Origin of the sequence: Mesorhizobium sp. CA15, assembly GCF_020165215.1 — a bacterium.
Classification (GTDB): Bacteria; Pseudomonadota; Alphaproteobacteria; order Rhizobiales; family Rhizobiaceae; genus Mesorhizobium.
This window is the reverse complement of sequence record NZ_JAIUHQ010000002.1, coordinates 364,309-391,131: the sequence shown is the minus strand read 5'-3', so window position 1 is coordinate 391,131 and position 26,823 is coordinate 364,309. Positions and strand designations below refer to the sequence as shown.

The following is a 26,823-nucleotide window of genomic DNA, read 5'->3' as shown; positions in this document are numbered from 1 at the left end:
CATCTAGGCTGAATTCATGGACGGTGCCACCGTCGTCGGAGACCCGGAACCAGTGCTCCTGTAGCGCCCGTGGCGAAATGACCCTTCCGGTCACGCTTTCTACCGCTTGTAAGGCGTCGTCGGCTTCGGTCTCTTGGGTGGAAACAACCTCTTCGCCATAGAGTTCATCCACTCGATACCGGGCATCACCGCACACCGAGCCGCTTCGCCTCCGCCTCCAGCGTTTCGCGGTCGTTGCCATGCTTAGCGATCAACTCGCGAACCTGCGGGATCGATAGCCCGAATTTGCTGGCTAGGTATCCTACCTCATATTCCTCATCACCCGACACCCGGTCCCGGTCACGGAAATCCGTTTTGGTCCTGTCGTCCGGCATTTGCTTGTCCTCCGCCTATGCTGAAAAGAAAGCGGCTCGTGGAAAAATGTTCCATTTGAGCTTGCCGCTCGCTTGCAACGACGGCAGCCGTGCCAACGGGCGGAGCTTTCAAAATCTGACATCCACAGCAGGCGATACATGCAATTTTGCTAAAATTCTCGGAACCGATTGCAGCTGCGACATTTGAATCCAGGTTAGGGAGCCCTGAGTGTATGAGCAAATCGAAGGGGCAACTCGCCTTCATCGAATTCCAGTCACCGACGCTGGTCGAGAAGGCACCTGATGGCGGCGAATGGCTCCATGAAATCAAATACGACGGATATCGAACCGAGATTGTCATTGAGGATGGGCAGGCTCGCGCCTTTACGCGCCGGGGATACGACTGGTCCCATCGCTACAAGCGCATCATTCAGGCTGCTGCGAACCTGCCGATCAAATCCGCAATCATCGATGGCGAAGCGGTTGTCCTCGGCACGACTGGCTTACCGGACTTCCAAGCCCTGGAGCGCGAGCTGGGGAATCCGAACTCGTCAAAGCTCATGTTCTTCGCGTTCGATCTTTTGCACCTCAACGGCCGCGATCTTCAACAGCGGCCACTGATTGAGCGCAAGGCCGCGCTGCAAAGCCTGCTGCAAGAAACGGCTCCAACGCTGACCTATGCCGAGCATCTGGAGATAACCGGCAAGGACGTGTTCGATCATGCTTGCCGAATGGGCTTGGAGGGCGTCGTCTCCAAGCGAGCCGATGCCCCATATCGCTCAGGACGGCAAACAAGCTGGCTCAAGATCAAATGCATTAAGAGCGACACATTTCCGATTGTCGCGTTCGTTGAAAAGCTGGGCGCGCAGCCGCGCCGCATCGCCTCCCTGTACATCGGCAGATGGGAAGGCGACCAGTTGCTTTATGCAGGGAAGGCGCAAAGCGGCTACACGCTTGAAGCAGCCCGGCGCGTTCGGGAGCGGCTTGATCCCCTGATCATAGAGAAGTCTCCCTTATCGGAGGCGATCAAGAAGCCGAAGGCGACTTGGGTCAAGCCAGAAGTCCTGGCCGAGGTGCAATTCAGCGGCGTGACGGATCGCGGCATTCTACGCGAGGCGGTGTTCAAGGGATTGCGCGAGGATCTCCAAACCATCCCGGCGAAGCCACCATCGCCCTCCAAGCGAAGGAGCGAAGGCCAACATGGCGTTCCTCGCGAGAACATCCTGCAGCTTCTGCCCGAAGCTGTTGCGCCTTCCAAGGAGGAATTGGCGAGCTATTGGCGGCGGGTGGCCGACCGAGCGTTGGTCCATCTAGGTCGCCGACCGTTAAAGCTGGTTCGCCATGCCTACGGGGCCACCTTCTACCACAAGGGGCCGCTGCCTCCGATCCCGCCTTCCGTGCACCAACTACGGGTCCAAAAGCGTGAAGGCGGCGAAGGTGTCCGGGTATGGGTAGATGATCTCGACGGCTTGCTTGGATTGGTCGAAATGGACGCGGTCGAGCTTCATCCATGGAACGCTACCATTGACGACATGGAACACGCCGACCAGCTCGTCCTTGACCTTGATCCAGGGGAAGGCGTGGCATGGGAGGCGGTGATCGAGGCCGCGCTGTCGCTGCGTGGCATCTTGAAAGCAGCAGGCTTGGAGAGCTGGCCGAAGGTCACCGGCGGCAAGGGCATCCACCTCATGGCTCCGCTAGCGGCGGAGATAACGCATGACAGTGCCCGCAAACTGGCAAGATCGCTCGCGCAATACCTTGTTGACGCCGATCCTGATCGGTACTTGCTGTCAGCTGACCCGAAAGCGCGGAGGGGCCGTATCTTCCTAGACTACCTCCGCAACGGTCGAGGCAATACTGCAGTTGGTGCGTTCTCACCTCGATCGCGGCCCGGCTTCCCGGTCGCCCATCCAGTGACGTGGAAGCAGGTCGAGGCAGGTGTGCGGCCGGAGGCTTTCACGCTTGCTCACCCGTTCAGACCCAATTCTAGCAAGGCTGCATAGAAGAAGATCGCGCCACCTTCATCACGAGGCTAGATGGCTGGACGCACTTTCCCGCCTTGCCCCGCTGCATCACGCCGCCGACCCAACTGATTCCGCTTCGCCCAATTTCGAGCTGTTTCCCCCGTGATCGCAATGACCGCTGGTGGGAAAGCTGCCGTCCCCGTCAGAAGGCGCAGGTGTTGAGAATAGGAGTCATGGCCTTGATGTGCGCGTCGATGCGGTTGAGGATTTGTGCGGGCACCACTTTGCGCTCTGGCAATTGCCACCATCGTTTGTTGACAAGGGAAGCGGTCTCTACCACCGCATTCATGACCGCCTGCTCGGGCAGCCGCGCCCGGCGGGCAAACGATTTCCACCGTGAGGCCGTCATCGCTCTGAACGAGCGCTTTCCTGCAAATGATAGTGCAATCGAATCCGTCGGAATATAAGGCACGGTGGACAGCAAGTCATATGCGGGAGCGAGGGTTGGGCTGGTGCCATCTCCCTTATAGACTAGCGACCAATTCTTCAGGTGCATGTCGCCGTTGCCCGTGACAGCAGCTAGGGTCAGACGCCGGACGAATTCGAGAGCGGCGGCGAGTCCAACAGCTTCATGCAGAGTGGCCGCAATAGCATGGTAGACGCCTTCATATTTGCGCGAAGGCGGGACGCCGAAAACTTGGGCGAAATCTTCGATGTGAATCCGCTTACCGTCAGTGCTCCGGTCGAAGCGCCTGACAAGAAGAACCTTGCCCTTTGATGGCGCTGCGAATTCATTTGGGATCCGCTCGAAATCCAACCTATCGACCAACTCCCGCTCAGGAACCTCCATCCCTATCGCTGCCGCGAGAGCAAGATTTGCGAATTCATTCTCGGAAACACTGGGAAACGCCGCAGGGGGAAACTTTGCGATGTAATTGCCTCGCTGCTCCTCCATCGGCAGGGTGAACGCGCCTTTGTTGCTCTTTGTGATCGATAGCTTCATCTGGACACCAGCCAACGAAAAGCGAACCTTTGGCCTTTCGTCTAAGCTCGGTCGATCACTCGCAAAAACCTGCACGGCACCCGACAGATCAGCGCCAAGAGCTGCGAGAAGATCAAAATCGTTGCCTCGTCGGACGGTATCTCGGTGGTGTCTTTGCATAGCTTCGCGAAGGTTGCCCTCTGGCAGGAGATTCGCGAAGAACGCCGGTAGGATGCCAGCAAGCGGTTTGGGTGCCTTCCGCAGTTCGCCAGCCGGTGAGTGAAAGGAAAGGCTCAAAATCGGAGAGACACCTGTGTCATGATAATCCTGTTCGAACGAAAAGGCGTAGACGGGGCTCCGAAGGAGGGTGCCGATCTTGCGATCATCCAGAAGAACGTCGAGAGAATGTATTGACTTTGGCGATCGCGAACCGTGGATCATTGTCGAACCGTACGGAGTTAGCTTGGTTTTGCGGCTCCTCCACAGCGAGGCTTCCAGGGATCATACCGCAACGCGTCTTGCAACCGACCCCGCGGCCTCTTCTTCTCTCGAGGCGTTCCTTCCGATTCACCAACCGAAACGCCTGCCAGCGCATACGCTTTGGTGAGAGAGCCGAATCTTCGCCTGTAAGCGACGGACTTGGGAAGTTCTGGGTCCGTGTCTAGTAAAGCGCCCGTGATATTCCGAAGGTAGCGTACAGCCTTCGGATACCTTCGAGGAGAGCACCGTCGGAAAATCGTTCACTCCGCTTTTGTCTACCCCGTCGCGCCGCCGCCTGAACCGTTGCCTCCTTGGTTGTCGAAAGACCAGCCAACCTATATGTCTCGATGAAGGATCCAAACCGCTCGACAAAAACCCCTGCTCCGGCTAACTCGCGGTCTGCCTTTATTAGGTCAATGGTGATGTATCCGAACCTTGCATGGAGTTTGCGAACACCGGCGAGTAGCTCTTCATCGGTGTATTGTCGCCATCGGTTGGGTGTGGGCCGCGCCTTGTAGCCAAGTGCTGCATATGCAGCGGTTAGGCTTCCGAAGCGAGCTCGATACGCTCCGACAGAGGGCGTATACGGGCAACTGTTGATGTTCCTCTGACTGAGCTTGCCCATTTCCCGCAAAAGTCGCCTCAGCCGCCTTAACATGTCCTCTTTCGGATATAAGTGTTGTCGGTGATATCCCATTTCACGCTGCGCTTTCGCAAATCGCTTAGGGTCTACAATCGGCTCCATTACTCGCGTTCTAATCAACAGACTTGAACTATTTGGTTTGCGAGGGCCGCTGAGTTTCTGATTTGTTCTGTTGTATAGATAAAACCCTATCATCAACTGGCTTCGCAGGACGGTTCTGACCCGCCTCTCACTCCATCGGAACGGATCAGATGAAGCCGCCATCTGGCCGTTTAACATCCGCGCGATGCTCCTCATGCTCCGCCTTTGATCGACAAACATTTGAAAAATTCGGCGCACCGTTCTCGCCTCCTCAGGTGGACCCGGCGCAAAAACTACGCGGTCAGTGTTCAGGCCCTTCGCTTCTCCTGGCCCGAGCAAAAATCGCGGCTGCCCCTCAGCGCTAACCACCACTCGCCTCACTCCATAGGGTATTGACCCACCCTGATGGAATCCAAGTTGGGCCTGTTGTATTTTCGCCCTGGAAACCTTGGCCGAAAGCTCACGACTGTATTCGCTTGCCATCACGCGCTTGAGATTTTTGACGATGGTTGAGATCATGCTGCCGTCGTTCTCAAAGGGCTCGCCGCAGTACACCACCCGCACACCCGATGACCGACAGAGAAACTCATAGTGAGCGGATTGATCGGCGTCCTGAAAGCGTCCCCACCTGCTGACGTCCAAGACGAGGATCGCAGAATAGCTCCGCTCGCCGGTCACGATGTCGGCGAGCAGTTTCTGAAGCCCGTCTCTGCCTGTTAGACTAAGGCCACTCTTACCGGCGTCGGCATAGGTCTGGACAATTGCGAAGCCTCTTGCCTCCGCATATTCCTCAATTGCAGCGGTTTGGTTTTCCAGAGAATACCGCTGGTGTTCGGTTGACATGCGAAGGTACTGCGCTGCCGGGGTGCGGAGATCAGTCGAGAGTGCAGTCACCGCAGGGCCTCCTTGATAGCACCCCGTCTGATGGTCTGAATGGACTATAATACGATCTTGATGCTTCGAATCAAATAAAACGTCTCAGACATGTCCAAATGTGCACTGTAGTGAACATTGGAACTACGTCAGTGTATTCTCAATACGGTCGGTGTTTCACAGGAATAGGCGGCGGAAAACTGTCGCAACACATCACCGTGGCATCGCATTGCCACTTAGCGGGGGACTTGGAATCTGATCAGCCCATTGTGCTGGACGACATACAGAAGGATCAGGACCGGCCCGATTCCACACCGCAAGACGGCTTTGTTCATCGCAACATCCGATCAAATGCCAAATCGAATATTGCCAATCCGTCAGCCATAGTGAAGCCTCGGCTTGGCTTCGGTGCCAGTAAATTGAACGCCCACCCTGTCGTTTTTCCGCCAGCGCATAACGGACCGGTAAGCGATCCCGTCGACCGGAACGTAGAGTAGAAATTCTGCCGGGACTCTAGCTTCAACCGGCACTTTCAATTCTGCTCCAGCCGCGTGTTGATTGCGGATCGTGCACGTGGTTTCCGAGTTCGTAATGCTGGTGATGATCGTCGCGCCCTTGAGAACACGGTTCCGATGTTCGCGACGGTCATCCTTGTTCGACAACGTAGATTCCTCCGGGCGCAGCCAAAGCGCCGACCGTCCCCGAAGCCGCTTCCTCCTTATCACGCAATTATCACAGAACGAACTGCGCATGGCGGAAAGTCCGCCGCCTTCTCACAGCGAACTTTCCAACCGGCTGGAGGCCGGAGAGTGTCAAAACGGGCCTCCCGCCTGTCCACACCTCCGTCCTGCACGCCAGACTATCGCCGCGAAATCATCAGGCACAATTGGCGCAGATCCCGATCATAGCCGTCCAGACTGCCCAGCACATCGGCGCAACGCTTCTTCATCCGAGCCAACTGAGTGCCCGACAAGCCAGAGACAGTGCTGGCCAACTTGGGGCTCATCGGGTTGGTCGGACTCGTCGCGGTTGTCAGGCCGCTCGGATTGGCTTCGACCCCGATCCCGGCAGGGACTGCACTGCCGACCCCAACACCGGCTCCAGTGATCCCACTGATGCCGTCTACCGCAGCGCCGAAGCCCGCCGTGACGCCACTAGCACCGTCCACGGTCGCCCCAGCGCCTGCGTTCACCCCATTGGAGCCACTTAAGGAAGCACCAGCTCCGGCGTTGATGCCACTTGTTCCGCCAATCGACGCAGCGAGCCCGGCGTTCGCCCCATTGGAGTCGCCGAAGGAAGTACCAGCCCCGGCGTTCATGCCGCTTGATCCGCCAATCGAAGCACCGAGCCCGGCGTTCGCCCCGTTGGAGCCGCCCAAGGAAGCTCCAGCCCCGGCATTAACGCCGCCACTGCCACCGACTGACGCGCCGACGCCAATTCCGGCTGCATTTGCCGACACGCACATAACCGCGATGAATGCACCACCCGCCAATCAAGGCCATTCGGACGGTCTTTCGCGACATTCCGCTCGGACGCCTTTTGGACACCGGGACGTAGGCCTCGCAAGAGCGGAGGAAGCGATGACCATCCCACGGGGCGAAACACCGAGTTCAGGATAGGAAGAATTGCTTCCTACGGACGCGGCTACGGAACTTATGCTTGGCGCGACTCACCGAGACGCCTGCCTCATGGTGCGCTCGCAGCCGCCTACCACCCGGATGAGGACGGGCGGGTTGTTCTCATTTCACACGCAGGATGCTGTTGCGTATTTCCGTGGCGCTCGCGTCAAATTTGCAAGCGCTCAGCTTCACAAGGCAGGTCGATCGGTTCACCCGGCATCGAGTTCCGACGGTGCCGCCGGCACTCGCAGGATCACGGTCGTGCCAGCTCCCAGGATGCTCTCGATCTCGACGCTTCCGCCGTGTTCCGCGGCGAAATGCTTCACCATCGGCAAGCCGACACCACCCAGGCCCTTGCCCTTCGTGGTGAAAAATGGCTCGAAGGCGCGGGCAACGGTCTGCTGCGTCATTCCGATACCCCGATCGACGATGCGAAGCTCGATAAGAGTGGGACGGCCTTGAACGACGGTGGCGTCGATTAAGATCAAACCGCCGCCTGGCATTGCGTCACGCGCGTTGAATACAAGATTTAGGACCGCATTCTGCAGGCCCAAGCGATCGCATTTCGCGCGAGGCAAGTCGGATCCAATGCGGACCTCGAGCTGGATATGCGGCTCGCACGCATACCGGATGAGGGCCTCGACCTCGATCAGGCAAGCACCTACGTTGGTTTCCTCGATCTCGGGATGGCTCTCTTGAGCCCTGCTTATCGTCTCCCGAACAAGCGCGCCGGCCCGCAGCAAGGCCGTCCTGGCGCTGCCGATCACGGGCTCGAGCGCGGGAGCCACCGAGATGCCAGGCTCCCGTGCGATGCGGTTTAGCGCGGATAACGCGATCTGGACAAGATTGGCCAGATCGTGAACGGTGCCAGCTGTCGGCGGCTTCGTGTGCAGGCTGTGCCGAGCGGCTTCGGCGGATGAGTCACGGGCATACTCGCCCGCTGGGTCGGCTTTTGGCTCTGCGCTTAGCATCTTAGCCTCTTCTGTTCGGCAATGGCCTCTTGTCTCCGGGGACGCTATTTCGACGGGCCTTTGCCATCGATTGGATCGAGGGAGAGGGCCGACCATACCGCGGTATATGTCTTGCTGCGGATCTCGTTGGACCAAGCCCGTCCGATCGGTGCCAGGGCTTTATTGAGTTGGTCGTCCGCTTGTCCGATTCTCGGCCGACATGCTTGGCTGTCTAGCCCGTACTGTCCGCTCCGCCCCTCCAAGTTTATCCGTGTCGTCTGACCGATCGATGGCTCCATACGCTGCCCTTTGCTCTCGTCGGCTAGAGCTCCGAGTTGTCGAGTGCACCAACCCTATACTTTCGCATCGGAAGACCGATGCCCCCGTAGAATAGTTCAGCGCACAGGCTCGGAGCATTCTTCGCTGCAACTGGTAACGCCCGGTCGCAAAGGAGAAGGAAGTGCTAAGGACTACGAGAATTCTGATGCTCGCCGCGGCGTTTGCCGTTTCGGGTGAGGCCATGGCCCAACCCGCGGGCCGGCAGGTCAAGCCGACAATCGTGCTGGTGCATGGCGCCTTCGCCGAGTCGTCGAGCTGGAACGCGGTGATCGCCGACCTCGACAAGGACGGCTACACGGCCATCGCCGCGGCCAATCCCCTTCGCAGCGTCGCGGGCGATGCAGCCGCGGTTTCGGCCGTCGTACGCTCGATCTCGGGACCGGTCGTGCTGGTCGGCCATTCCTATGGCGGGCCGGTCATCACCGAGGCAGCCAACGGCAAGAACAATGTGAAGGCGCTGGTCTATGTGGCCGGGTTTGCGCCGGAGACCGGTGAGTCCAGCCTCACGCTTTCGGCAAGATTCCCCGGCAGCACGCTGGGCGACGCGCTTCTGCCGGTGGCGCAGCCCGACGGAGGCCAGGACCTCTATATCCGGTCGGAAAAGTTCCACGAACAGTTCGCGGCCGACGTACTGTCGGCCGAGGCCAGCCTGATGGCGGCGACCCAGCGCCCCGTCGCCAAAGCCGCTCTGGCGGAGCCGTCGGGTATCGCCGCATGGAAGACGATCCCCTCGTACGCGATCTATGGCTCAGCCGATCGAAATATCCCGCCCGCGGTCATGAAGTTCATGGCCGAACGCGCGCATGCCGTGAAGACTGTTGTCGTCGAGGGCGCTTCCCACGCCGTGATGGTTTCGCATCCCGACGAGGTCGCCGCGCTCATCGAGGATGCGGCCTCGGCTCGTTGAAGACCCGGCTGCGCGGCCGGCACTCCGTTCCGCAACGCAATTCAGAATGCAAGACAGGAGACTGGACATGAAAATCGTCATCATAGGCGGCACAGGACTCATCGGTTCGAAGACCGTCGAGCGGCTGCGCAAGAAGGGTCATGAAGTGCTCGCCGCTGCACCGAACAACGGCGTAAACACCATCACGGGCGAAGGCCTGCCGGAAGCTCTCGCCGGAGCGCAAGTCGTCATTGATCTGGCAAATTCGCCTTCGTTTGAGGACAAGGCCGTTCTGAAATTCTTCGAGACCTCAGGCCGGAACCTCCTCGCGGCAGGCAAGGCGGCCGGCGTCAAACACCACATCGCACTCTCGATCGTGGGCGCCGAGCGCCTGCCCGATAGCGGCTACCTGCGCGCCAAGATGGTGCAGGAAAAGCTGATCCGGGAGTCTGGAATTCCATACACCATCGTTCATTCGACGCAATTCTTCGAATTCCTGGGCGGCATCGCCCAGTCGGCAACGGTCGGCGATACCGTAACCCTTCCGTCCGCTTACTTTCAGCCGATCGCGTCGGACGACGTGGCCGACGCCATGACGGACGTAGCGCTCTCGGCCCCGATCAACGGCATCATCGAGATCGCCGGGCCTGAGCCGATCCGGATGAACAAACTCGTCGCGCGGTTCCTGAAGGCGACGAACGATCCGCGCAAGGTGATCGGGGATCCCCACGCGCGCTATTTCGGCACGGAACTGAACGACAGCTCGCTGGTCCCCGGTGATCATCCACGCATCGGAGCGATCCGTTTCGAGGACTGGTTCACCCACGCCCCGCTCCCGCAACGCTGATCCACCGCGGTCGCGCATCGCCGATCACGCGCAATCCAGCTTCAACGCGAAAAGAGCGAACCGATGAAAGACCACTTTTCCTCCTCCGCCGGAGCATCACGCCGGGACATCTTGTTAGGCGCACTGGCCGCCACCGTTGCAACCGGCCTCTCCATAGCTGCGCCCGCGCGAGCAGAGCGGGCGCAAGACCTTTCCTCTCTCAGACCAGACAAAGGACCAAGGACCATGAGCACCGTTACCACCAAGGACGGCACTGAGATCTATTACAAGGACTGGGGTCCGAGGGATGCCCAACCGATCGTCTTCCACCACGGCTGGCCGCTCAGCGCCGACGACTGGGACGCGCAGATGCTTTTCTTCGTCAGCCACGGATACCGCACCATCGCCCATGACCGGCGCGGGCACGGCCGCTCCGCACAGGTGAGCGACGGTCACGACATGGATCACTATGCAGCCGACGCGGCGGCGGTGATCGAGCATCTCGGCTTGAGGAACGCCATTCATATCGGTCACTCGACCGGCGGCGGGGAAGCGGCCCGCTACGTCGCCCGCCATGGCAAGGGGCGCGCCGCGAAGCTCGTCCTCATCGGCGCCGTGCCGCCGATCATGGTAAAGACGCCGGCCAATCCTGCGGGCCTTCCAATCGAGGTGTTCGACGGGCTGCGCAAGTCGCTCGCCGACAACCGGGCACAATTCTACATCGATTTCCCCTCGGGGCCCTTCTACGGTTTCAACCGGCCGGGCGCGAAAGCGATCCCGGGCGTCATCCAGAACTGGTGGCGACAGGGCATGATGGGTGGCGCCAAGGCGCACTACGACGGCATCAAGGCCTTCTCGGAAACTAATTTCACCGACGACCTGAGGGTCATCGACGTGCCAACTCTCGTCATGCACGGCACGGATGATCAGATCGTGCCGTTCGCGGATTCAGCGCCTTTGTCCGCAAAGCTCCTGAAGCACGGTACGCTCAAGGCCTACGAGAACCTGCCGCACGGCATGTGCACGACCCATGCCGAACTGATTAACAACGACCTTCTCGCTTTCCTCAAGTCATAGGCTCACGCCGTACCGCCAGCGAGAGCCTGCCGCCGGCAGTCCTCCCCCCTCCGGCCGGCGGCCCCAAACACATCAAACCGCGACTGGAGCCAGACAATGATCAAGACCATCCTCTGCTGCGCAGCAACCGTGACGATTCTCGCAAACGGGGCACTTGCCAACGATACGATCGGCGAGAACGTCAAACTCGTCTACGACCAGCCGCTCCCCAACGTGCCAGGCAAGAGCATGCGCGCCGTGTTGGTCGAGTACGAGCCCGGCGGCACGTCCTCGGCACATACGCATCCAAAGTCGGCCTTCATCTATGCGACAGTCCTCGAGGGCGCGATCCGCAGCAAGGTAAATGATGGGCCGGTCACGACCTATCGCGCCGGTGAGAGCTTTTCCGAGTTTCCGGGCGACCGGCACGGCGTCAGCGAGAATGCCAGCGCGTCTGAGCCTGCCAAGCTGCTTGCCGTGTTCGTCGTCGATACCGACGAGAAGGAACTGACCACACCTTCCGGCGAATGAAAGCCAAGGAGCAAAGCCATGTCCGCATTTGACACCAAGGTCGTCATCGTCACGGGTGGAAGCTCGGGCATCGGGCGCGCTGCGGCGATTGGCTTCGCCAGGCAAGGCGCAAAGGTCATGGTGACCGGGCGCCGCGCGACGCCACTAAAGCAGACGGTCGCCGAGCATCCGAACATTGTCAGCCTCGTTGCCGACGCCGCGGAGCCCGAAGATGCTCCGCGCACAGTCGCCAAGGCAATCGACACATGGGGTCGCCTCGACGTGTTGGTAAACAACGCCGGCGCCGGTGCCCTCCTGTCCCTGCGTGATGCGACCGCCGAGCAGATCACGAGCATATTTGCCGCCAATGTCGTCGGGCCTAGCCTCCTGGCGGCGGCAGCCTTGCCGCATCTGACGGCGACGAAGGGAGCAATCATCAACATCTCCAGCACGTTCGGTCATAAGCCCGGTGCTGGCCTCTCCCACTACGCCGCCAGCAAGGCGGCGCTGGAGCATCTGACCCGCTGTTGGGCGCTCGAGCTCGCGCCCGAGGGTGTGCGCGTCAACGCCGTCGCAGCCGGCCCGACCGAATCCGGTGCGCTTACGGGCATGATGGGGCTCTCACCGGAGCATGCTGCCGTCATCGAGGAAGCCGAGCGCGAGCAGATTCCGCTCAGACGACGCGGCAGCCCGGATGACGTCGCCAGGTGGATTCTGCATCTTGCCGATCCGTCGTCCGAATGGGTGACCGGGCAGGTCATCGCCGTCGACGGAGGTCTGGGTCTCACATGATCGCTGACAATGAACTTCTGCCCCCGCTGCACGAAATCCGCTGAGGAGACCAGGAAGATGAACAGCGCCAACAGTCGTGAGTTTGCGGGAATTTCGGTTCCGGACACGCCACTTGTGGAGCGAGCCTTCGACCATGCTCGCCGGGAATGCGAGCCTTATCTGTTCAATCACGTCGTCCGTTCCTGGTTGTTCGCGACGCGCATAGGACAGCTTCGCAACATCGGTCACGACGCGGAAGTCGTTGCCGTGGGAACACTGCTGCACGACATCACGCTTAACGAACGCTTCAACGGTCCCCGCCGTTTTGAAGTCGAGGGTGCGGACCTGGCGCGGGTCTTCGCGCGGCAAGGAGGTGTCGACGAGCGCCGAGCCCAATTGATCTGGGATAGCGTCGCCCTGAACTCGACACCGTCGATCGGTCTCTACAAGGAGGCTGAGGTAGCGCTTTGCACCGCCGGGATCTGCCTGGATGTCGTTGGCCTGCAATACGAGATCGTCCCTGCCGCAGAGGTCGCAAGGATCGTCGAAGAATTCCCGCGACTCGACATGAAGCGGCGCATGACACGGTGCTTCTGCCACATCGCCGAGACAAGGCCCGAAACGACCTATGACAATTTCGTTCGGGATTTCGGTGAACGCTATGTCCCCGGATACCGAGCTTCTTCTTCCGTCGATTTTGTAGCAAGCGCCCCCTTCGACGAATAGCAGCACGCAAAACAGGTCGCATGAATTTGCCGCCTGACGAGTTCCGTTTTCAGCCAGTCGCCGTTAGTCGACGTTGCAATTCTGGCGCGCCGAATCCCGTTGACGGCCGCTACCCGATCAGGCCGAGGTCTCGCGCAGCGGCATGGGCAATGTCTCCCAAGCCCGGATCAGTTCGCCGATGGAGGCCGCCTCCATCTTGCGCATAACGTTGCCGCGATGCAGCTTCACCGTCACTTCGCTGATGCCGAAGTCGAAGGCAATCTGCTTGTTGAGGCGGCCGCGCGCCACGTGATGCAGGACCTCACGCTCACGTGGCGTCAATGTTCGAAGTCGTTCGACATTTCGCTCGACCACCTCCGCCTTCGCCCGTTGCGAGGCGTCCATTGCTATGGCTGCGATTACAGCATCAAGCAATGTCTGGTCTCGTACCGGCTTGGTCAGAAAATCCACTGCGCCGGCCTTCATTGCCTGGACCGTCATCGGTATATCGCCATGACCAGTGAGAAAGATGATCGGCTTCGGGTTGCCATTCTGGGCCAGATGATGCTGCAGATCGAGACCGCTCGCTCCCGGCATGCGCACGTCCAGGATCAAGCAGCCGGGTTTGCGCAAGACGTCGGCGTGGAGCAATTCTCGCGTCGAGCCGAAGCAGACCGGCTGGAAACCCGCCGACAGGATCAGCTCTGACAGTGCCTCTCGAACCGCCGCATCGTCATCGACAATGATTACCAGCGGCTGCTCCGCTTCGCCTATGTGCGGCGACGGTGCCGATCTTCGCTGGAGCGGCTGGTCAACTCTCATCATTACCCTCCATTTCTCGATCGTTTAAGGCGTTGGCAACGGCGGCGAGCAGGGCTTGACCGTCGAAAGGCTTGCGGAAAAAACCGCTGATACCTTGGGCGCGAAACTGATCCGCTATCTCGTGGCGGCCGGTGATAAGGAACACCGGCAATTCCGAACGAGCCTTCTTCACCAGGTCGCGAAGTTCGAAGCCATCTGTGCCGGGCATGCCAATGTCGGTGATGAGCACGTCCACGCCCAACAGTCCGCAGGCGAGCAGCGATCGCGCCGAAGAGAAGCAACAAGCGACATAGCCCGCGGATTCCAGGAGGTCCTCCAGCGACTCGAGGACTCTCGGATCGTCGTCGACAACCGCCACGACAGGTCGCATCTTGCTCACACTCAGCTCCCTCCCGCTCGTCGAGAGTGGGTAATCGGTATCTCCAATCGTTCCGCCATGCGCACGAGATCGGCGAGCGACGCCGCCATCATTTTCTGCATCACGTTCCTTCTATGGATCTGCAACGTAACCTCGCTGATCCCCAACTCAGCCGCGGCCTGTTTGTTGAGGAGACCACTCACGACAAGCGGCAGCACGTCGCGCTCGCGCGGCGTGAGCTCCAGATAGCGTTGCCTCAACATGATGAGTTCGGCGCGCTCCGATCGCCTTTCCCGATCCTGGGCGATCGCCGTCTGGATTGCGGCCATGAGGTCGGCGTCACTGAAAGGCTTTGTCAGGAAGTCCACGGCGCCGTGTTTGATCGCGCGCACCGAGGATGGGATGTCGCCGTGCCCTGTTATGAAGACGATCGGCGGATGATCGCCCTCGGCGATCTGCTTCTGCAGATCGAGGCCGTTGATGTCCGGCAATTCCACATCGAGGATGAGGCAGGCGGGGACGTCCGGCTTTTCCGCCAGGACATAGTCGCCGGCCGATCCGAACGCGATGGCGCGCATGCCGTGCGACTCCAGAAGCTCACCAAGCGCTTCCCGGATGCGCACGTCGTCATCGACGATGAAGACCATGTGGTTGTAGGTCGTCATGCTGCCGCTTTCATTTCAACGGGCATTGTAAAGACGAACGTCGTTCCGTGCGGCTCGTTCTTCTCCACCCATAACCGTCCGCCGTGGGACTCGACGATCGAACGGCAGATCGCGAGGCCCATGCCCATGCCGTGCTCTTTCGTCGTAAAGAACGGCTCGAATATTCGGTCGGGAAACTCGATGCCCGGGCCACGATCGCTGATTTCGATCTGGATCGCATCCCTTACCCGGCGCACGCGAAGTCCAAGAACTCTGTCGCCCGCAACAGAGTCCATCGCGTCCATGCCGTTGCGGATGAGGTTCACCAGAACCTGCTGAATCTGCACCCGATCGAGCGCGACGACAGGAAGGTCGTTTTCGACATCGATGTCCATACGAACACGACGCCGCGCCGCCTCTTCAGCGATGAGGTCGCGCGCCTCCGCGATGACGCTGCCAAGTGTTGTATAGGCCATCGCGTCCGCGGACTGCTTGAACAAGGCGCGGATGCGGCTGACGACATCCGCCGCCGAGTTGGCATCCCGGATGATGCGCTCGACCGTCTTCTGGGCCCGCTCGATATTTGGCGGTTCGGCCGTGAGCCAGCGCTGGCAGGCATACGAGTTGGCGACGACGGCCGCCAGAGGCTGGTTCACTTCATGCGCGATAGAGGCCGAAAGCTCAGCAAGACTCGCCGCCTGGCTCGCACGTGCAAGTCTCTCTTGCGCCAGACGCAGCTCTTCTTGCGCTCGAACTTCACCATCGATGTCCAGACAGACGACGTTCCACTGAACAATCGCTCCTTCGGCATTGCGCATCGGCGCTGCGCGCGTATCGACCCAGCAATATTCGCCATCGAAGCGCCGCAGACGGTGCCTCCGCGCATACGGTTCGCCAGTGGTCAACGAATGAGCATAGTTCGTTTTGACGCCCGCCAAGTCGTCAGGATGAACACCTTCGTCGAGTGTGCGGGCCAGGCGCGACTTTCCCTTGCCGTCCAGTGACTCCAACTCATATCCGAGGAATTCGCGGAGCTGACGGCTGCGATATATCGGCTCGCCATTCGGCGCGGCGCAGTCGATCATCACCGGCAGCGTTTCAACCAGCTGCCACAGCGAACGTTCTCTCTCGCGCAGCGCCACCTGCGCGCGCATCTCATCGTCGATGTCGATGGAAACTTGGTACCATTGCACGATCGTTCCGTCTCGGTCGCGCAGAGGCTCGCAACGCCCCTCTATCCAGCGATAATTGCCGTCCTTCCAACGCCGGCGATATCGCATGATGAAGGAGTTGCCGGTTTTGAGGCAGTTGGCCGACGTAGCCAGCACCTTGGGAGCATCTTCGGGGTGAACCAGCTCTTGCGCCACCCTGGTGAAATTTTCGAAGCTCGCCCCGGAGATGCCGAGATCCTCCAAAGACCGCCTGTTGACGTAGGCCAGCTTGCCATCGGGCGTCCAGCTCCAGATGTGGACCGGCAAGGCATCGACAAGTTGTTGAAGTTCGCGCTCTCTTTCGCGCAACGCCTCCTGCGCCCGCATCTCGTCTTCGATGTCGATTGAAGCCATATACCATTGCGCGATCGCGCCATCGGCGTCCCGTAACGGCTGCGCTCGTGCTTCTATCCAGCGGTAGACGCCATCCTTCTCGCGCCGACGAAACCGGTTCACGAAAGGCTGGCCGGTCGCAAAGCCATCCGACGCCCTCCGGAACATCGTCGGAAAGTCTTCAGGGTGGGCCAGGTCCCGAGCCAGGGCATCGAAGTCCTCGATATGCCTGGGTGGTGAACCGACCTTCTCCAGATATCGCTTGCTGGTGTAGGTGATCCGGCCTGAAGGGGCGAAGCTCAGGATATTCAAGGGCAGGGCGTCAATCATCTGCTCCAGCTGTCGCTTGCTGGCCTGCAGCGCTTCTTCGGCCCTCACCTGGTCGTCGATGTCGTGCGAAAGACCGTACCATTGGACGACGGTCCCATCCTCGTTTCGCATCGGTTCCGCACGACCCGACATCCAGCGAAAGACACCGTCGGCACGACGCAGGCGATAGTTCAGGGAGAAGCTCTCGCCGGTGATGATGGAATGGTTGAGCGCAGCTTCCAGCTTGGCCGCGTCGTCGGGATGCACGATCGCCGCTATGGCGGCTGTCAGACCATTTCCCACCGCATTTTCGTATTCTCCCACGTCGAGACCGAGAAACTCGACCATTCGCTTGCTGAAGAAGACCGGCTCGCCCGACGCAGACAGGCGCCAGAGGAAGCTCGGCACCATATCGACAAGTTGCGAGAGTTCCCGCTCCCGGTCGCGCAATGCTTCCTGGGCGCGCATCTCATCGTCGATATCGATGGAAATTGCATACCATTGTACGATCGCGCCGCTATGATCACGAACCGGCTCCCAGCGACCATCCACCCAGCGGTAGGCGCCGTCCGCTCGACGCATGCGATACTTCATCGAGTGGGGCTCGCCGGTAGCCAAGGAATGATGGAGCCTTTTCAAAAGGCGGGCAGCATCTTCCGGATGGACGAGAGACTGGATGGCTGCCGCCATCCGGCTCATTCCCGGCCTGTCCAACTGCGCCACGTCGTTCAGTCCGAAGAAGTCGAGCAAGCGTTTATTGAAGAAGATCGGCTCACCTTCGGGTGTCAGACGCCTGATCTGGACCGGGACCATGTCGACGAGCTGAGAAAGTTCCCGCTCCCGGCCACGCAGCGCCGCCACGGTCTTTTTGTAGACGTCATTGTCGAGTGCAATGCCATACCATCCCACGATACGACCACGGCTGTCGTGTGCTGGCCGCGCGGCTGCTCGAGCCCAGACATAGATGCCGCTCGCGCGCCGAAAGCGAAACTCGACATTGAAGTGATCGCCTGTCTCTAGGCAGTGGCGCCATGTGGCTGCGATCTGCTCATAGTCGTCCGGATGAAGCAGACGCTTCCAGGCGGTATGCCCCTCGTCCAAAGACGCGTTCAGTTCTTCCAACGTCACCCCAAGAGAATTCTGTGCAAACGGGTGCAGGTAAATCCATCTGCCGGCCGCGTCGAATGCCCATCCGTTGCCGAATATGCTCTCGACAACCTTCGCCGATCGAATGGGTTCAGCCTCGCTTTCTACCGATGGGTCCAATCCTGCCGAGGCGAGTGCCTCCCTATCCGTCACCAGATCGTCGATGTCGACACTCACACTGTAGCCCGGTTCTGACCGCGTCTCGTTCCAGCGATAACTACCGTCGGCCTGGAGTTGCCGATGCCTCGTCACCTGAGGAACGCCCGTCCAGAAGGCGCGGGCGGCAGCGTGAGCTGCGGCAGTCCGGTCATCCGGATGGACAAGGCTCAGCCAATGCGGAGCATCGGAAACGGCTTTGCTTTCGAGCGTATCACTGATGACGTCAGCGAATCGTTCCTTGGCCGCGGACGGAACATCACCGTCGATCAGTGCACCGTACCATGCAAGGATACGACCTGTGCTGTCGCGCAACGGCTGCCCCGAACTCCTGCTCCAACCGTAAGCGCCACTGGCGCGCAATATGCGATGCACGACATTATAGTGGTCACCAGTTTGCAGGCAGCGGCGCCATATCGTGACGGCGCCGTCGTAATCGTCCGGATGGATTATTCGCTTCCAACCGACCGCGCCTTCTTCCGAAGGCGAGTTGAGTTCCTCCAGCGTTGTGCCGAGAAGCGTCAGCGCACCAGGCGTCACGTAGGTGAATGTCCCGGAGGCGTCTGTCGCCCACGCGGTGCCGACCACGCCTTCGATGATCCGAGCCGCTCGCAGCGCTTCGAAGTCGATTCCGCCAATGGACTTAAACGCTGTCGTCATTGTCTTCTCCTACCGGAAGCAAAAAGCCGGAGACCGTCAGCGCTCGTATAGCACTCATTCTTGGATATCTGGGTGGCGAATTGGCTTGCCAGCTTAATCTGGCCATGCCTTGGCCGCACCTCATGGAAATCCATGAGGTGCGGCCGATCCTGCGTTGCGGACAAGGCTGCTCGACTTCCCGAGTGAGGGTTCAAGCAATCGGGTTGAAGGGATACTTAGGCAAGCAGTTGGTCGCGTGCTTGTCTAAGCGGGTCGCCATTGGCTGGCAAAAGAAGCCGACGCGTCGGTCGTTCATTTCGATGCCCCGCAACCTATCCCGTGGTGTGGGTCGCCCTCTCCCAAGACACAATCGACCGAAAACACGCCTCGATGTACGTCGTCGATGCCGCGTGTAAGGCGGCGGTCAGCAGGAGACAAACATGATGCTAGACAAAACCTCACACCCGCACAGAACGGAGCCCGAAGAGTTGGTTCCGTCTCGCTATGCGGTGCGAGTCGGCGAGATCGAAGTGCTGGTGGTCAGCGATGGAGTGCTACCGCTTCCAACCAACATGTTGGGATACAACGCCGACCCCACCGTGCATGCGGCCTGGCTAAACGACATGTTCCTGCCGCCGGACGCTTTCGACTGGGCGCTGAACGCGGTTGTGGTGCGCAGCGGCCGGCAGACCATACTCATCGATGCTGGGCTAGGATTGGACCCAGAGTTGAACTTGCCGCGGGCCGGTCAGTTGATCAAGCGACTGGAGGCCGCCGGCATCGATCTTGGATCCGTGACCGACGTGGTGCTTACCCACATGCACATGGACCATGTTGGCGGGCTGCTCGTCGATGGGGTGAAAGAGCGGCTGCGTCCAGACCTGCGGATCCACGTGGCGACCGCCGAGGTCAAGTTCTGGGAGTCGCCCGATTTCTCCCGCGTCTCAATGCCGCCCGGGTTCCCGGACGCGCTTCGGGCAACCGCCAAGCGGTTCAGGAAAGAGTATGAGAGCAAGCTGCACCTGTTCGATGAGGAATACGAGGTGGCGCCGGGCGTGGTCGTCTTTCGAACGGGCGGTCACACCCCTGGGCACAGCATAGTGCGCGTCGCGTCCGGCAAAGACCGACTGATGTTTGCTGGCGACGCCGTGTTCGCGGTCGGATTCGAACACCCCGACTGGTACAACGGGTTCGAGCACGACCCCGAGGAGGCCGCTCGCGTTCGGGCGCGACTTTTGCGGGAGCTGGCGGAGACCGGAGAGCTGCTGGTGGCCACCCACATGCCGTTCCCCTCCGTGGGCCATGTGGCGGTTGACGGCGACGTCTTTCGTTGGGTGCCGGTCTTCTGGGATTACTGACCGCATGTTGGGTTGGGCCTAAATCAGGGCGCGTAGCGTTAATGAGTTCGCGCCCTGGTTTTTCCTGCAACCTCGGGCATTCGCATCACCTAACTGGAGATCATGGTGCGCCATCGCTACATGCATTCCGGTCCGCAGAGGGGCGTTCCGCTCCTGGCGAAGCCGCTCTAGGCCACGCCAACGATCGCCTGGTGACGCGCGCCGGCTGGCAAGAATGGATAGCCGCCGGGGTAACGTCCGGCCTGCGGATCAGTGTTTTTGGACAAAAGGAGCGCGCGAGCTCCCGAAACGGGGTGGCCGGCGCAAGTGCATCTCACCGCCAGAGCGTTTCACCGTTTCACGGAAACGGCGAACCGCTCTATCTTCTTGTTTCGACGCAATTCCGGACGGAAAACCGCTCACGCTTTTCCTGGAATTGCTCTAGCCGTCTATCCATGGGCGCGACCCGACCGAGATCCGTCAGCCTGCGATGGCGCTGCGCAGCAGCATGAGCTCGCCGATGTTTTCGATGATGACGTAGCCGATCAAGCGGCCCTCGGCATCCACCACGCCGACGGCAGGTGCAGCTCCATTCTTCAGGGGCTCGAGCGCCTTGATGAGCTTCTCGTGGTCGCGAACCACCGGGATATTTGCGACCATTGCCTCGATCACAGGAGCCTGACCGCCGCGTTGCTGCAGGCCGGCGACGAGCCCTTGACGGCTCAGAACGCCGCGCAGCCTGCCGGAACCGTCGACGATTGGGAACTCGTGCTGCGTCGTGCGCAACAGGGCCTGTGCCGCCTCGTCGAGGGTCGCGGTCGCCGGCATGCTTTCGAACCGGCTGATCATGACGTCGCGGACGTTGACGGCACGCGCCGCCGCCTCAAGCCCCATCGCCTGCGTTTCCGCAGTGGCGGCGAGGTAGACGAAGATCGCAACAAATATGAGCAGCACGTTGCCGGCGACGAGACCGATGAAGCCGAAGGCGAAGGCGGCGAACTGGCCGACGGTCCCTGCAATCTCCGTCGCGCGCAGACGGTTGTAGCGCGTGGCGAGCAAGGCGCGCAGCACGCGCCCGCCGTCCATCGGAAAGGCCGGAATAAGGTTGAACAGGACCAGCCAGATATTGACGGCGGCGAGGCGAGCTACAAAGGCGACATGGGGGTTATCCATCGACGTCAGCGCGTCGATACCGACAGTGGTCCCGAGCGCGACGACGAGGAAAGCGGCAATGATGACATTGACCAGAGGACCGGCGACCGCCACGACGATCTCTTCCGACGGCTTCTCGGGTAGGCGCTCCAGCTCCGCGACGCCGCCTATCGGCAAGAGCGTGATCTTTGGCGTTCGGATGCCGTAGCGACTAGCGGCGGCGGCATGGCCGAGCTCATGCAATACCACGCAGGCGAACACGGCGCTGATGAAGCCGACGCCCTCTATCGCAGCCGGCGTTCCACCCTCCTGGAAATAGGCGATGCCGATCCAGGCAAGCAGCAGGAGGAAGGTCAGGTGGATGCGGATCTCGGTGCCGCCGACACGGAGGATCGGGTAGGACCACTGCATGATGTGACTCCGTCGGGGTCGGCAAGCAGGCCGCGATCGCCGAGCGTGCCCCCGTTTGCCGTGTTCGTCACGGGTTCATCGACCCTTTTGTAGGATGAAGAGAACCCGCAAGAAAGACTAGTCCTCCTTCTGGTCCTTGGGTTCGCCAGACCGTACGAGAGAATACGAAGGAAATGGGTTGGCGAACCAGCCGCTAACGTATTGATTTCCTGTAGAAAAAGATGACCCTCGGCGACTGACAAAATCGTTATTCGCCAAGGGATTACGAAGCAGTTCGCCAAAGTTGATTCAAGAAGCTGATCTAGCCACTGTCATGGCGCTTAGGGAAAGGTTTGCCGGGCTTGACAAGAGCACGATCGCGCCGCCATCGCGCATTGTCGGGCGGAAGGCGCGCACGCTGAGCATCACGCTGGTCAGGTTGACGGCGATGGTTTTGTTCCAGGCCTCCAGCGTCAGCAGCGGATATCTTGTTGAACAGATGACCGGCAAAAAATACATTGCTGCTCGAAAAGCCTGCGTCGGCGTCTCAAGGGAATCAATCGGCATCTCAAGACCCGCGACGCTTGGAAAGTCGCTGATCCATCTCAAAAGCTTCCAGTCATGATGTCGGCCTGTCGGCCAGGCTCCTTCGCTGCTTCGCTTTACAAGTGAGCCAAGATCGCCGCTGCTTCGGTTTCGGCGAAGCAAAGGACAGAAAAAGACTTCTTTTGGCGATCCGGCCCGGATGCTCTTTTGCAGGTCTAGAACACATAAGGCGCGCCCGGGAGGCGACGCATAACAAGAGAGCGGCCGCAAAACGCCGCCTGGCATAGGCCGCTTGAAAGGGGCCGATGCCGGCAACAGCCATGGGGAACCACGACAATGAAGACATTCCGCAATTGCCTGATGACGGCGGTCAGCGCAGGCCTGCTCAGCCTGGGGCTTGCCGCTCCCGCCAATGCCGGCACCATTCGCCTCGGCATGACCACCTGGGTGGGTTATGGGCCACTGTTTCTCGCCCGCGACCTCGGCTATTTCAAGGAGGCCGGCGTCGATGTCGACCTGAAGGTCATCGAAGAATCGGCGCTTTACATGGCGGCGGTTGCCGGCGGCGATCTCGACGGCGCTGCCTCCACCGTCGACGAGCTTATGAAATACCGCTCCGACGAGCTCTGCTTCAAATATGTCGTGGCGCTCGACGACAGCCATGGCGGCGACGGCGTCGTCACGCAGGCCGACGTCAAGTCGCTCAAGGATCTGAAGGGCCAGCCCGTCGCCCTGAACGAGGGCTCCGTTTCCGAATTCTGGTTCAATGTGCTCCTGAAAAAGGAAGGCATGACCGAGGACGATGTCAGCGTCACCAACATGACCGCCGATGACGCCGCGACGGCCTTCATCGCCGGACAGGTTCCCGCCGCGGTGACCTGGGAGCCGCACCTCACCGAAGTCCGCAAGGGCGGCAAGGGCAAGGTGCTGATCGACTCCACGACCACGCCCGGCCTGATCGTCGATGTGATCGCGCTCAAATGCGACCTGATCGAGAAGCACCCCGAGGACGTGAAGGCCCTCGTCAAGGGCTATTACAAGGCGGTCGAATACATCAAGACCAACCCGGACAAGGCCTATGAGATCATGGCCAAGGGCATTGGCGGCTATCTCGAGAAGCCTGAGGATTTCGCGGCCGGCGCCAAGGGCGTGCGCTACTACGACCGCGCCCGCAACCTGGAATTCTTCGGCACGCCGCAGAAGAGCGAAGCGGCCGACCTGGTGAACTTCGCGCAGGACGTCTGGGGCAAGGCCGGCAAGCTCAAGATGACGATCGACTCGAAAACCATCCTCGACACCGATTTCATCAAGGAACAGTGAGCCATCGGAATGGCGGGGCCCGCCCGGCCGGGCCGGTCCCATCTTCCCAAAGCCGGATCGGGTCGGCCTCTCCGGGGCCGGCCTCCCTTTTCCCGAAAGCTTCAGCTTCGCGCTTAAATCACGGAGGCCATCTTATGGCACAAAGGCGGACGGCGTGGACGCGCCTGACGACTCCATTCGCCAATATCCCCGCCAGCACGGCAACCACGCTCGCTTTGGCGATGTGGGTCGTCGTGATCGGCGGCTGGGCCTTGCTGTCCTATGGCCGCGTCGTGCCGAACATGTTCCTGCCGACGCCCGGAACCGTGCTCGAGACGGCCTACCGCATGTCGCTCGACGGCAGCCTCTTCTACCACACGCTGACCAGCGCCAAAGTGGTCATCCTGGGCTTCATCGTGTCGTCACTGATCGCGGTGCCGCTGGGACTGTGGATGGGCACCTACCGGGCGGTGCAGGCGCCGCTGGAGCCGCTGGTCAACTTCATCCGCTACCTGCCGGTGACCTCCTTCGTGCCGCTGTTCATCCTTTGGATCGGCATCGGCATCGAACAGCGCATAGCGGTCATCTTCTTCGGCACGTTCTTCCAGCAGCTGGTGATGATCTCCGACTGCGCCCGCAGCGTCTCCAGGGACCTGGTCAACGCCTCCTACACTTTGGGCACCAAGCGCTCAGAAGCGGTGTGGCACGTCATTTTCCCCGCAGCGCTTCCGGCGATCCTCGACACGCTTCGCGTCACCATGGGTTGGGCCTGGACCTATCTGGTCGTTGCCGAGCTCGTCGCCGCGTCGAGCGGCCTCGGCTATATCAGCCTCAAGGCAATGCGCGGCTTCCAGGTGGATGTGATCTTCATGGCGATCGCCGCAATCGGGCTTCTGGGCCTGATCACCGACACGGCATTCCGCATTCTCCGGGCAAGGGTCGCGCCATGGGCACCTTGATCTTGAACGCATCCTCGCAAAACGCAGCCGGATCAAGGGTAGTGATGACCGAAACCGTCAAGGCGAACAATTTGGCCGGCACGGCCCATGCGGCCGGCGATCCGCGCTCGGCCGGCACCACGATGGCCATCGAGGACGTGACATTGCGCTATGGCGATGCCAATGGCGTGCTGGCGCTGGACGATGTGTCGCTGAAGGTGGCCAAGAACGAATTCTGCGTGATCGTCGGTCCTTCGGGATGCGGCAAATCCAGCCTGCTCTACCTCGCCGCCGGCCTCAATGACGCGACCTCGGGCAGCATCAAGGTCGACGGCCGGGAAGTGATCGAACCCGGCGCCGACAGAGGCATGGTCTTCCAGAGCTACACCTTGTTCCCGTGGCTCACGGTGCGCGCCAACATCGAATACGGGCCGAAGCGCAAGGGGCTGCCTGCGGAGCAGCGCAAGCAGATCGTCGACCAGTATCTCAACGAGGTCGGCCTCGCGTCCTTTGCGGACCACTACCCCGCCCAGTTGTCGGGCGGCATGAAGCAGCGCGTGGCGATCGCGCGCGCCCTGGCCAATGACCCGGCTGTCCTGTTGATGGACGAGCCGTTCGGCGCGCTCGACAGCCAGACGCGCGGCACCATGCAGAAGCTGCTTCTGCGCGTCTGGGAGCGGCAGCAGAAGACGGTGCTCTTCGTCACTCATGATATCGACGAGGCGCTGGTGCTCGGCGACCGCGTTCTGGTGATGACGGCAAGGCCCGGCAAGATCAAGGCCGAGATCAAAGTCGACATCCCACGGCCGCGTTCGATGGACGTCATCCTCGAACCCGACTTCATCGCGCTCAAGCGCCGTATCCTTGGCCTTCTGCACGACGAGATCGACGAGGATCACTGAGCGCAATTCCAAGAGCAAAAGTCGAGGCAGTCCAGCAGTGCTGAACGCCCATCTGCCCCGATGTTGAAGGGTGAGACGGCCTCTACCTTTCGCCGTTGCGCGCCGGGCCGAGGATCATCTCCGAAGCCTTTTGCCCGATCATCATGCTTGGCGCGTTGGTGTTGCCGCCGATCAGCTTCGGCATGACGGAGGCATCGGCGACCCGGAGTCCGTCCACGCCTCGCACCTTGAGTGTCGCCGGATCGACGACGGCTATGTCGTCCGTTCCCATCTTGCAGGTTCCGACCGGGTGATAGACGGTCAGCGCCTCGGCGCGCAGATAGGCCAGGATCTCGTCGTCGGTTCGGACATCCTTGCCCGGCAGCATCTCCTGGCCGCGCACCGCGTCGAACTCGGACGAGGCAAAAATCCGGCGCGCGATCTTGATGCCCTCCACCAGCACCATGGCGTCGTCTTCATGCGTGAAAAAGCGGTGGTCGATCAGGACGTCGCGGCGAGAATTGTCGCGTGACAGCCTGATCTCGCCCGCGCTTTTCGGCCGAAGCACGCAGGTGTGAATGGCGTAGCCGTGGCCGTATTCGATCAGCCTGCCGCGATGGCTGCGATAACCCGGCACGAAATGGAACTGAATGTCGGGCAGGCCGTTCGCGTGCTTGGTCTTCGCAAAGCCACCGGCTTCGACATAGTTGGTGGTGAGCATGCCCTTGCGGCGGGCGAAATACTGGAAGGGTGCCGCCGCGATACGGGGCAGGTTGGCAAGCGACAGGCCGAGCGTCCTGGTGCTTCTGGACCGCACGGTGATCATGCCGTCGACATGGTCCTGTAGGTTCTTGCCGACGCCCGGCAGGTCGAGGACGGGCGTGATGCCGATCTGCTTGAGCTCGGCTGCCGGCCCGATGCCGGACGCCATCAGGATCTTGGGCGAGTTGATGGCGCCGGCCGAAAGCACGATCTCGCGATTGGCAGAGAGCAGCTTCTGCCGGCCCTCGTGCCGCACGCGCATTCCCGTGGCGCGACCCCCGGCGATGACGAGGTCGATCACCTCGCATTGGCTGAGCAGCGTCAGGTTCTTGCGATCGAGGACGGGACGCATGAAGGCGCTGAAGCTGCTGAAGCGCTGTCCACGATCCTGCGTGACGTTGTAGATCCCGAGGCCGAACTGGCTTGCGGCATTGAAGTCGGTGTTGGCAGGCAGACCGGCGCTTGCGCCAGCTTTCACGAACATGGCGGAAAGCTCGTTCGGATCACGGGGATTGTCGACCAAAAGCTCGCCGTCGCTGCCGTGATAGCGTGGGTCCTGGGCAAGCAGGTTGCGCTCCAATTTCTTGAATACCGGCAGCACATCGTCATAAGCCCAGCCGGCGCAGCCGAGTTCGGCCCACTCGTCATAGTCCTGGGCGGCGCCGCGAATATAGACCATCGAATTGATCGAGCTCGATCCGCCCAGCGCCTTGCCGCGGTTGACCGGAATGCTGCGGTTGTTGAGGCGGGGCTGCGGCACGCCGACGAAAAATAGTCGTAGTTCGGGTTGCCGTAGAGCGAGAGGATGCCCGCCGGCACCTTGACGCGCAGACTGTTGTCGCTGCCGCCGGCCTCGATCAGG

The 26,823-nt window shown here is 60.7% G+C and carries 23 protein-coding genes; 11 read left to right on the top strand and 12 right to left on the bottom strand.

Annotated elements, in window-relative coordinates; translation table 11 throughout:
- Positions 1-185 precede the first annotated feature (185 nt).
- A complete protein-coding gene (locus LB515_RS05305) occupies positions 186-374 on the bottom strand; it encodes a DUF3606 domain-containing protein (RefSeq protein ID WP_224706977.1) in 189 nt (62 codons plus the stop codon).
- A gap of 212 nt (positions 375-586) precedes the next feature.
- On the opposite strand from LB515_RS05305, the gene ligD reads away from it, so the two are divergent.
- Complete coding sequence (gene ligD, locus LB515_RS05300) at positions 587-2,356, top strand: DNA ligase D (RefSeq protein ID WP_224706976.1); 1,770 nt, start codon at positions 587-589, stop codon at positions 2,354-2,356.
- Between the two features lie 163 nt (positions 2,357-2,519).
- Here the strand turns inward: ligD and LB515_RS05295 are convergent, their stop codons facing one another.
- The 4 genes from LB515_RS05295 to LB515_RS05280 form a co-directional block, all read right to left on the bottom strand.
- Positions 2,520-3,740, bottom strand: a complete 1,221-nt coding sequence (locus LB515_RS05295) for a type II toxin-antitoxin system HipA family toxin (protein ID WP_224706975.1) — start codon at positions 3,738-3,740, stop codon at positions 2,520-2,522.
- 220 nt (positions 3,741-3,960) lie between these two features.
- Positions 3,961-5,397, bottom strand: a complete 1,437-nt coding sequence (locus tag LB515_RS28265; protein ID WP_224706974.1) for a recombinase family protein — start codon at positions 5,395-5,397, stop codon at positions 3,961-3,963.
- A gap of 356 nt (positions 5,398-5,753) precedes the next feature.
- Positions 5,754-6,038: a PilZ domain-containing protein gene (locus LB515_RS05285; RefSeq protein ID WP_224706973.1), complete on the bottom strand. Its 285-nt coding sequence runs from the start codon at positions 6,036-6,038 to the stop codon at positions 5,754-5,756.
- A gap of 1,166 nt (positions 6,039-7,204) precedes the next feature.
- Complete coding sequence (locus tag LB515_RS05280; RefSeq protein ID WP_224706972.1) at positions 7,205-7,966, bottom strand: sensor histidine kinase; 762 nt, start codon at positions 7,964-7,966, stop codon at positions 7,205-7,207.
- A gap of 463 nt (positions 7,967-8,429) precedes the next feature.
- Between LB515_RS05280 and LB515_RS05275 the strand changes: the two genes are divergently transcribed.
- The 6 genes from LB515_RS05275 (at position 8,430) to LB515_RS05250 (ending at position 13,059) form a co-directional block, all read left to right on the top strand.
- On the top strand, positions 8,430-9,191 hold the full coding sequence (locus LB515_RS05275; protein ID WP_411969122.1) for an alpha/beta fold hydrolase: 762 nt from the start codon (positions 8,430-8,432) through the stop codon (positions 9,189-9,191).
- Between the two features lie 67 nt (positions 9,192-9,258).
- Positions 9,259-10,017 carry an SDR family oxidoreductase gene (locus LB515_RS05270; protein ID WP_224706970.1) on the top strand — a complete coding sequence of 253 codons (759 nt, stop codon included), beginning with the start codon at positions 9,259-9,261 and terminating at the stop codon, positions 10,015-10,017.
- 225 nt (positions 10,018-10,242) lie between these two features.
- The gene (locus LB515_RS05265) at positions 10,243-11,073 is read left to right on the top strand and encodes an alpha/beta fold hydrolase (protein ID WP_224706969.1); all 831 of its coding nucleotides are present in this window, start codon (positions 10,243-10,245) and stop codon (positions 11,071-11,073) included.
- 96 nt (positions 11,074-11,169) lie between these two features.
- On the top strand, positions 11,170-11,583 hold the full coding sequence (locus tag LB515_RS05260) for a cupin domain-containing protein (RefSeq protein WP_224706968.1): 414 nt from the start codon (positions 11,170-11,172) through the stop codon (positions 11,581-11,583).
- Between the two features lie 18 nt (positions 11,584-11,601).
- A complete protein-coding gene (locus tag LB515_RS05255; protein WP_224706967.1) occupies positions 11,602-12,354 on the top strand; it encodes an SDR family NAD(P)-dependent oxidoreductase in 753 nt (250 codons plus the stop codon).
- 57 nt (positions 12,355-12,411) lie between these two features.
- The gene (locus tag LB515_RS05250) at positions 12,412-13,059 is read left to right on the top strand and encodes a hypothetical protein (protein ID WP_224706966.1); all 648 of its coding nucleotides are present in this window, start codon (positions 12,412-12,414) and stop codon (positions 13,057-13,059) included.
- A 117-nt stretch (positions 13,060-13,176) separates the two neighbouring features.
- Here the strand turns inward: LB515_RS05250 and LB515_RS05245 are convergent, their stop codons facing one another.
- From LB515_RS05245 to LB515_RS05230, 4 genes are read right to left on the bottom strand one after another with little or no spacing between them, the layout of a single operon-like run.
- Positions 13,177-13,860, bottom strand: coding sequence for a response regulator transcription factor (locus LB515_RS05245; RefSeq protein WP_224706965.1), 684 nt, complete (start codon positions 13,858-13,860; stop codon positions 13,177-13,179).
- Positions 13,850-14,230, bottom strand: coding sequence for a response regulator (locus tag LB515_RS05240; RefSeq protein WP_263490199.1), 381 nt, complete (start codon positions 14,228-14,230; stop codon positions 13,850-13,852). Before LB515_RS05240 ends, LB515_RS05245 begins: the two co-directional genes overlap by 11 nt.
- An 11-nt stretch (positions 14,231-14,241) precedes the next feature.
- Complete coding sequence (locus tag LB515_RS05235; protein WP_224706963.1) at positions 14,242-14,883, bottom strand: response regulator transcription factor; 642 nt, start codon at positions 14,881-14,883, stop codon at positions 14,242-14,244.
- On the bottom strand, positions 14,880-18,677 hold the full coding sequence (locus LB515_RS05230) for a PAS domain-containing protein (protein WP_224706962.1): 3,798 nt from the start codon (positions 18,675-18,677) through the stop codon (positions 14,880-14,882). The genes LB515_RS05235 and LB515_RS05230 overlap by 4 nt, the downstream gene beginning before the upstream one ends.
- Before the next feature lie 419 nt (positions 18,678-19,096).
- Here LB515_RS05230 and LB515_RS05225 point away from each other — a divergent pair, with 419 nt between their 5' ends.
- The gene (locus LB515_RS05225) at positions 19,097-20,014 is read left to right on the top strand and encodes an MBL fold metallo-hydrolase (protein WP_224706961.1); all 918 of its coding nucleotides are present in this window, start codon (positions 19,097-19,099) and stop codon (positions 20,012-20,014) included.
- 459 nt (positions 20,015-20,473) lie between these two features.
- On the opposite strand, the gene LB515_RS05220 is transcribed toward LB515_RS05225, so the two are convergent.
- Together LB515_RS05220 and LB515_RS05215 are read right to left on the bottom strand one after the other, a co-directional pair.
- Positions 20,474-21,556 carry a site-2 protease family protein gene (locus LB515_RS05220; RefSeq protein WP_224706960.1) on the bottom strand — a complete coding sequence of 361 codons (1,083 nt, stop codon included), beginning with the start codon at positions 21,554-21,556 and terminating at the stop codon, positions 20,474-20,476.
- Between the two features lie 288 nt (positions 21,557-21,844).
- Complete coding sequence (locus LB515_RS05215; protein WP_224706959.1) at positions 21,845-22,102, bottom strand: SDR family oxidoreductase; 258 nt, start codon at positions 22,100-22,102, stop codon at positions 21,845-21,847.
- Positions 22,103-22,417: 315 nt separating this feature from the next.
- Here LB515_RS05215 and LB515_RS05210 point away from each other — a divergent pair, with 315 nt between their 5' ends.
- From LB515_RS05210 to LB515_RS05200, 3 genes are all read left to right on the top strand, one after another.
- A complete protein-coding gene (locus LB515_RS05210) occupies positions 22,418-23,401 on the top strand; it encodes an ABC transporter substrate-binding protein (RefSeq protein WP_224706958.1) in 984 nt (327 codons plus the stop codon).
- Positions 23,402-23,535: 134 nt separating this feature from the next.
- Positions 23,536-24,339: an ABC transporter permease gene (locus LB515_RS05205; RefSeq protein WP_140839372.1), complete on the top strand. Its 804-nt coding sequence runs from the start codon at positions 23,536-23,538 to the stop codon at positions 24,337-24,339.
- 122 nt (positions 24,340-24,461) lie between these two features.
- Positions 24,462-25,220: an ABC transporter ATP-binding protein gene (locus LB515_RS05200; protein ID WP_210239545.1), complete on the top strand. Its 759-nt coding sequence runs from the start codon at positions 24,462-24,464 to the stop codon at positions 25,218-25,220.
- A gap of 82 nt (positions 25,221-25,302) precedes the next feature.
- Here LB515_RS05200 and LB515_RS28260 read toward each other — a convergent pair whose 3' ends face one another.
- Positions 25,303-26,721: a GMC family oxidoreductase gene (locus LB515_RS28260; protein ID WP_318012606.1), complete on the bottom strand. Its 1,419-nt coding sequence runs from the start codon at positions 26,719-26,721 to the stop codon at positions 25,303-25,305.
- Positions 26,722-26,823 lie beyond the last annotated feature (102 nt).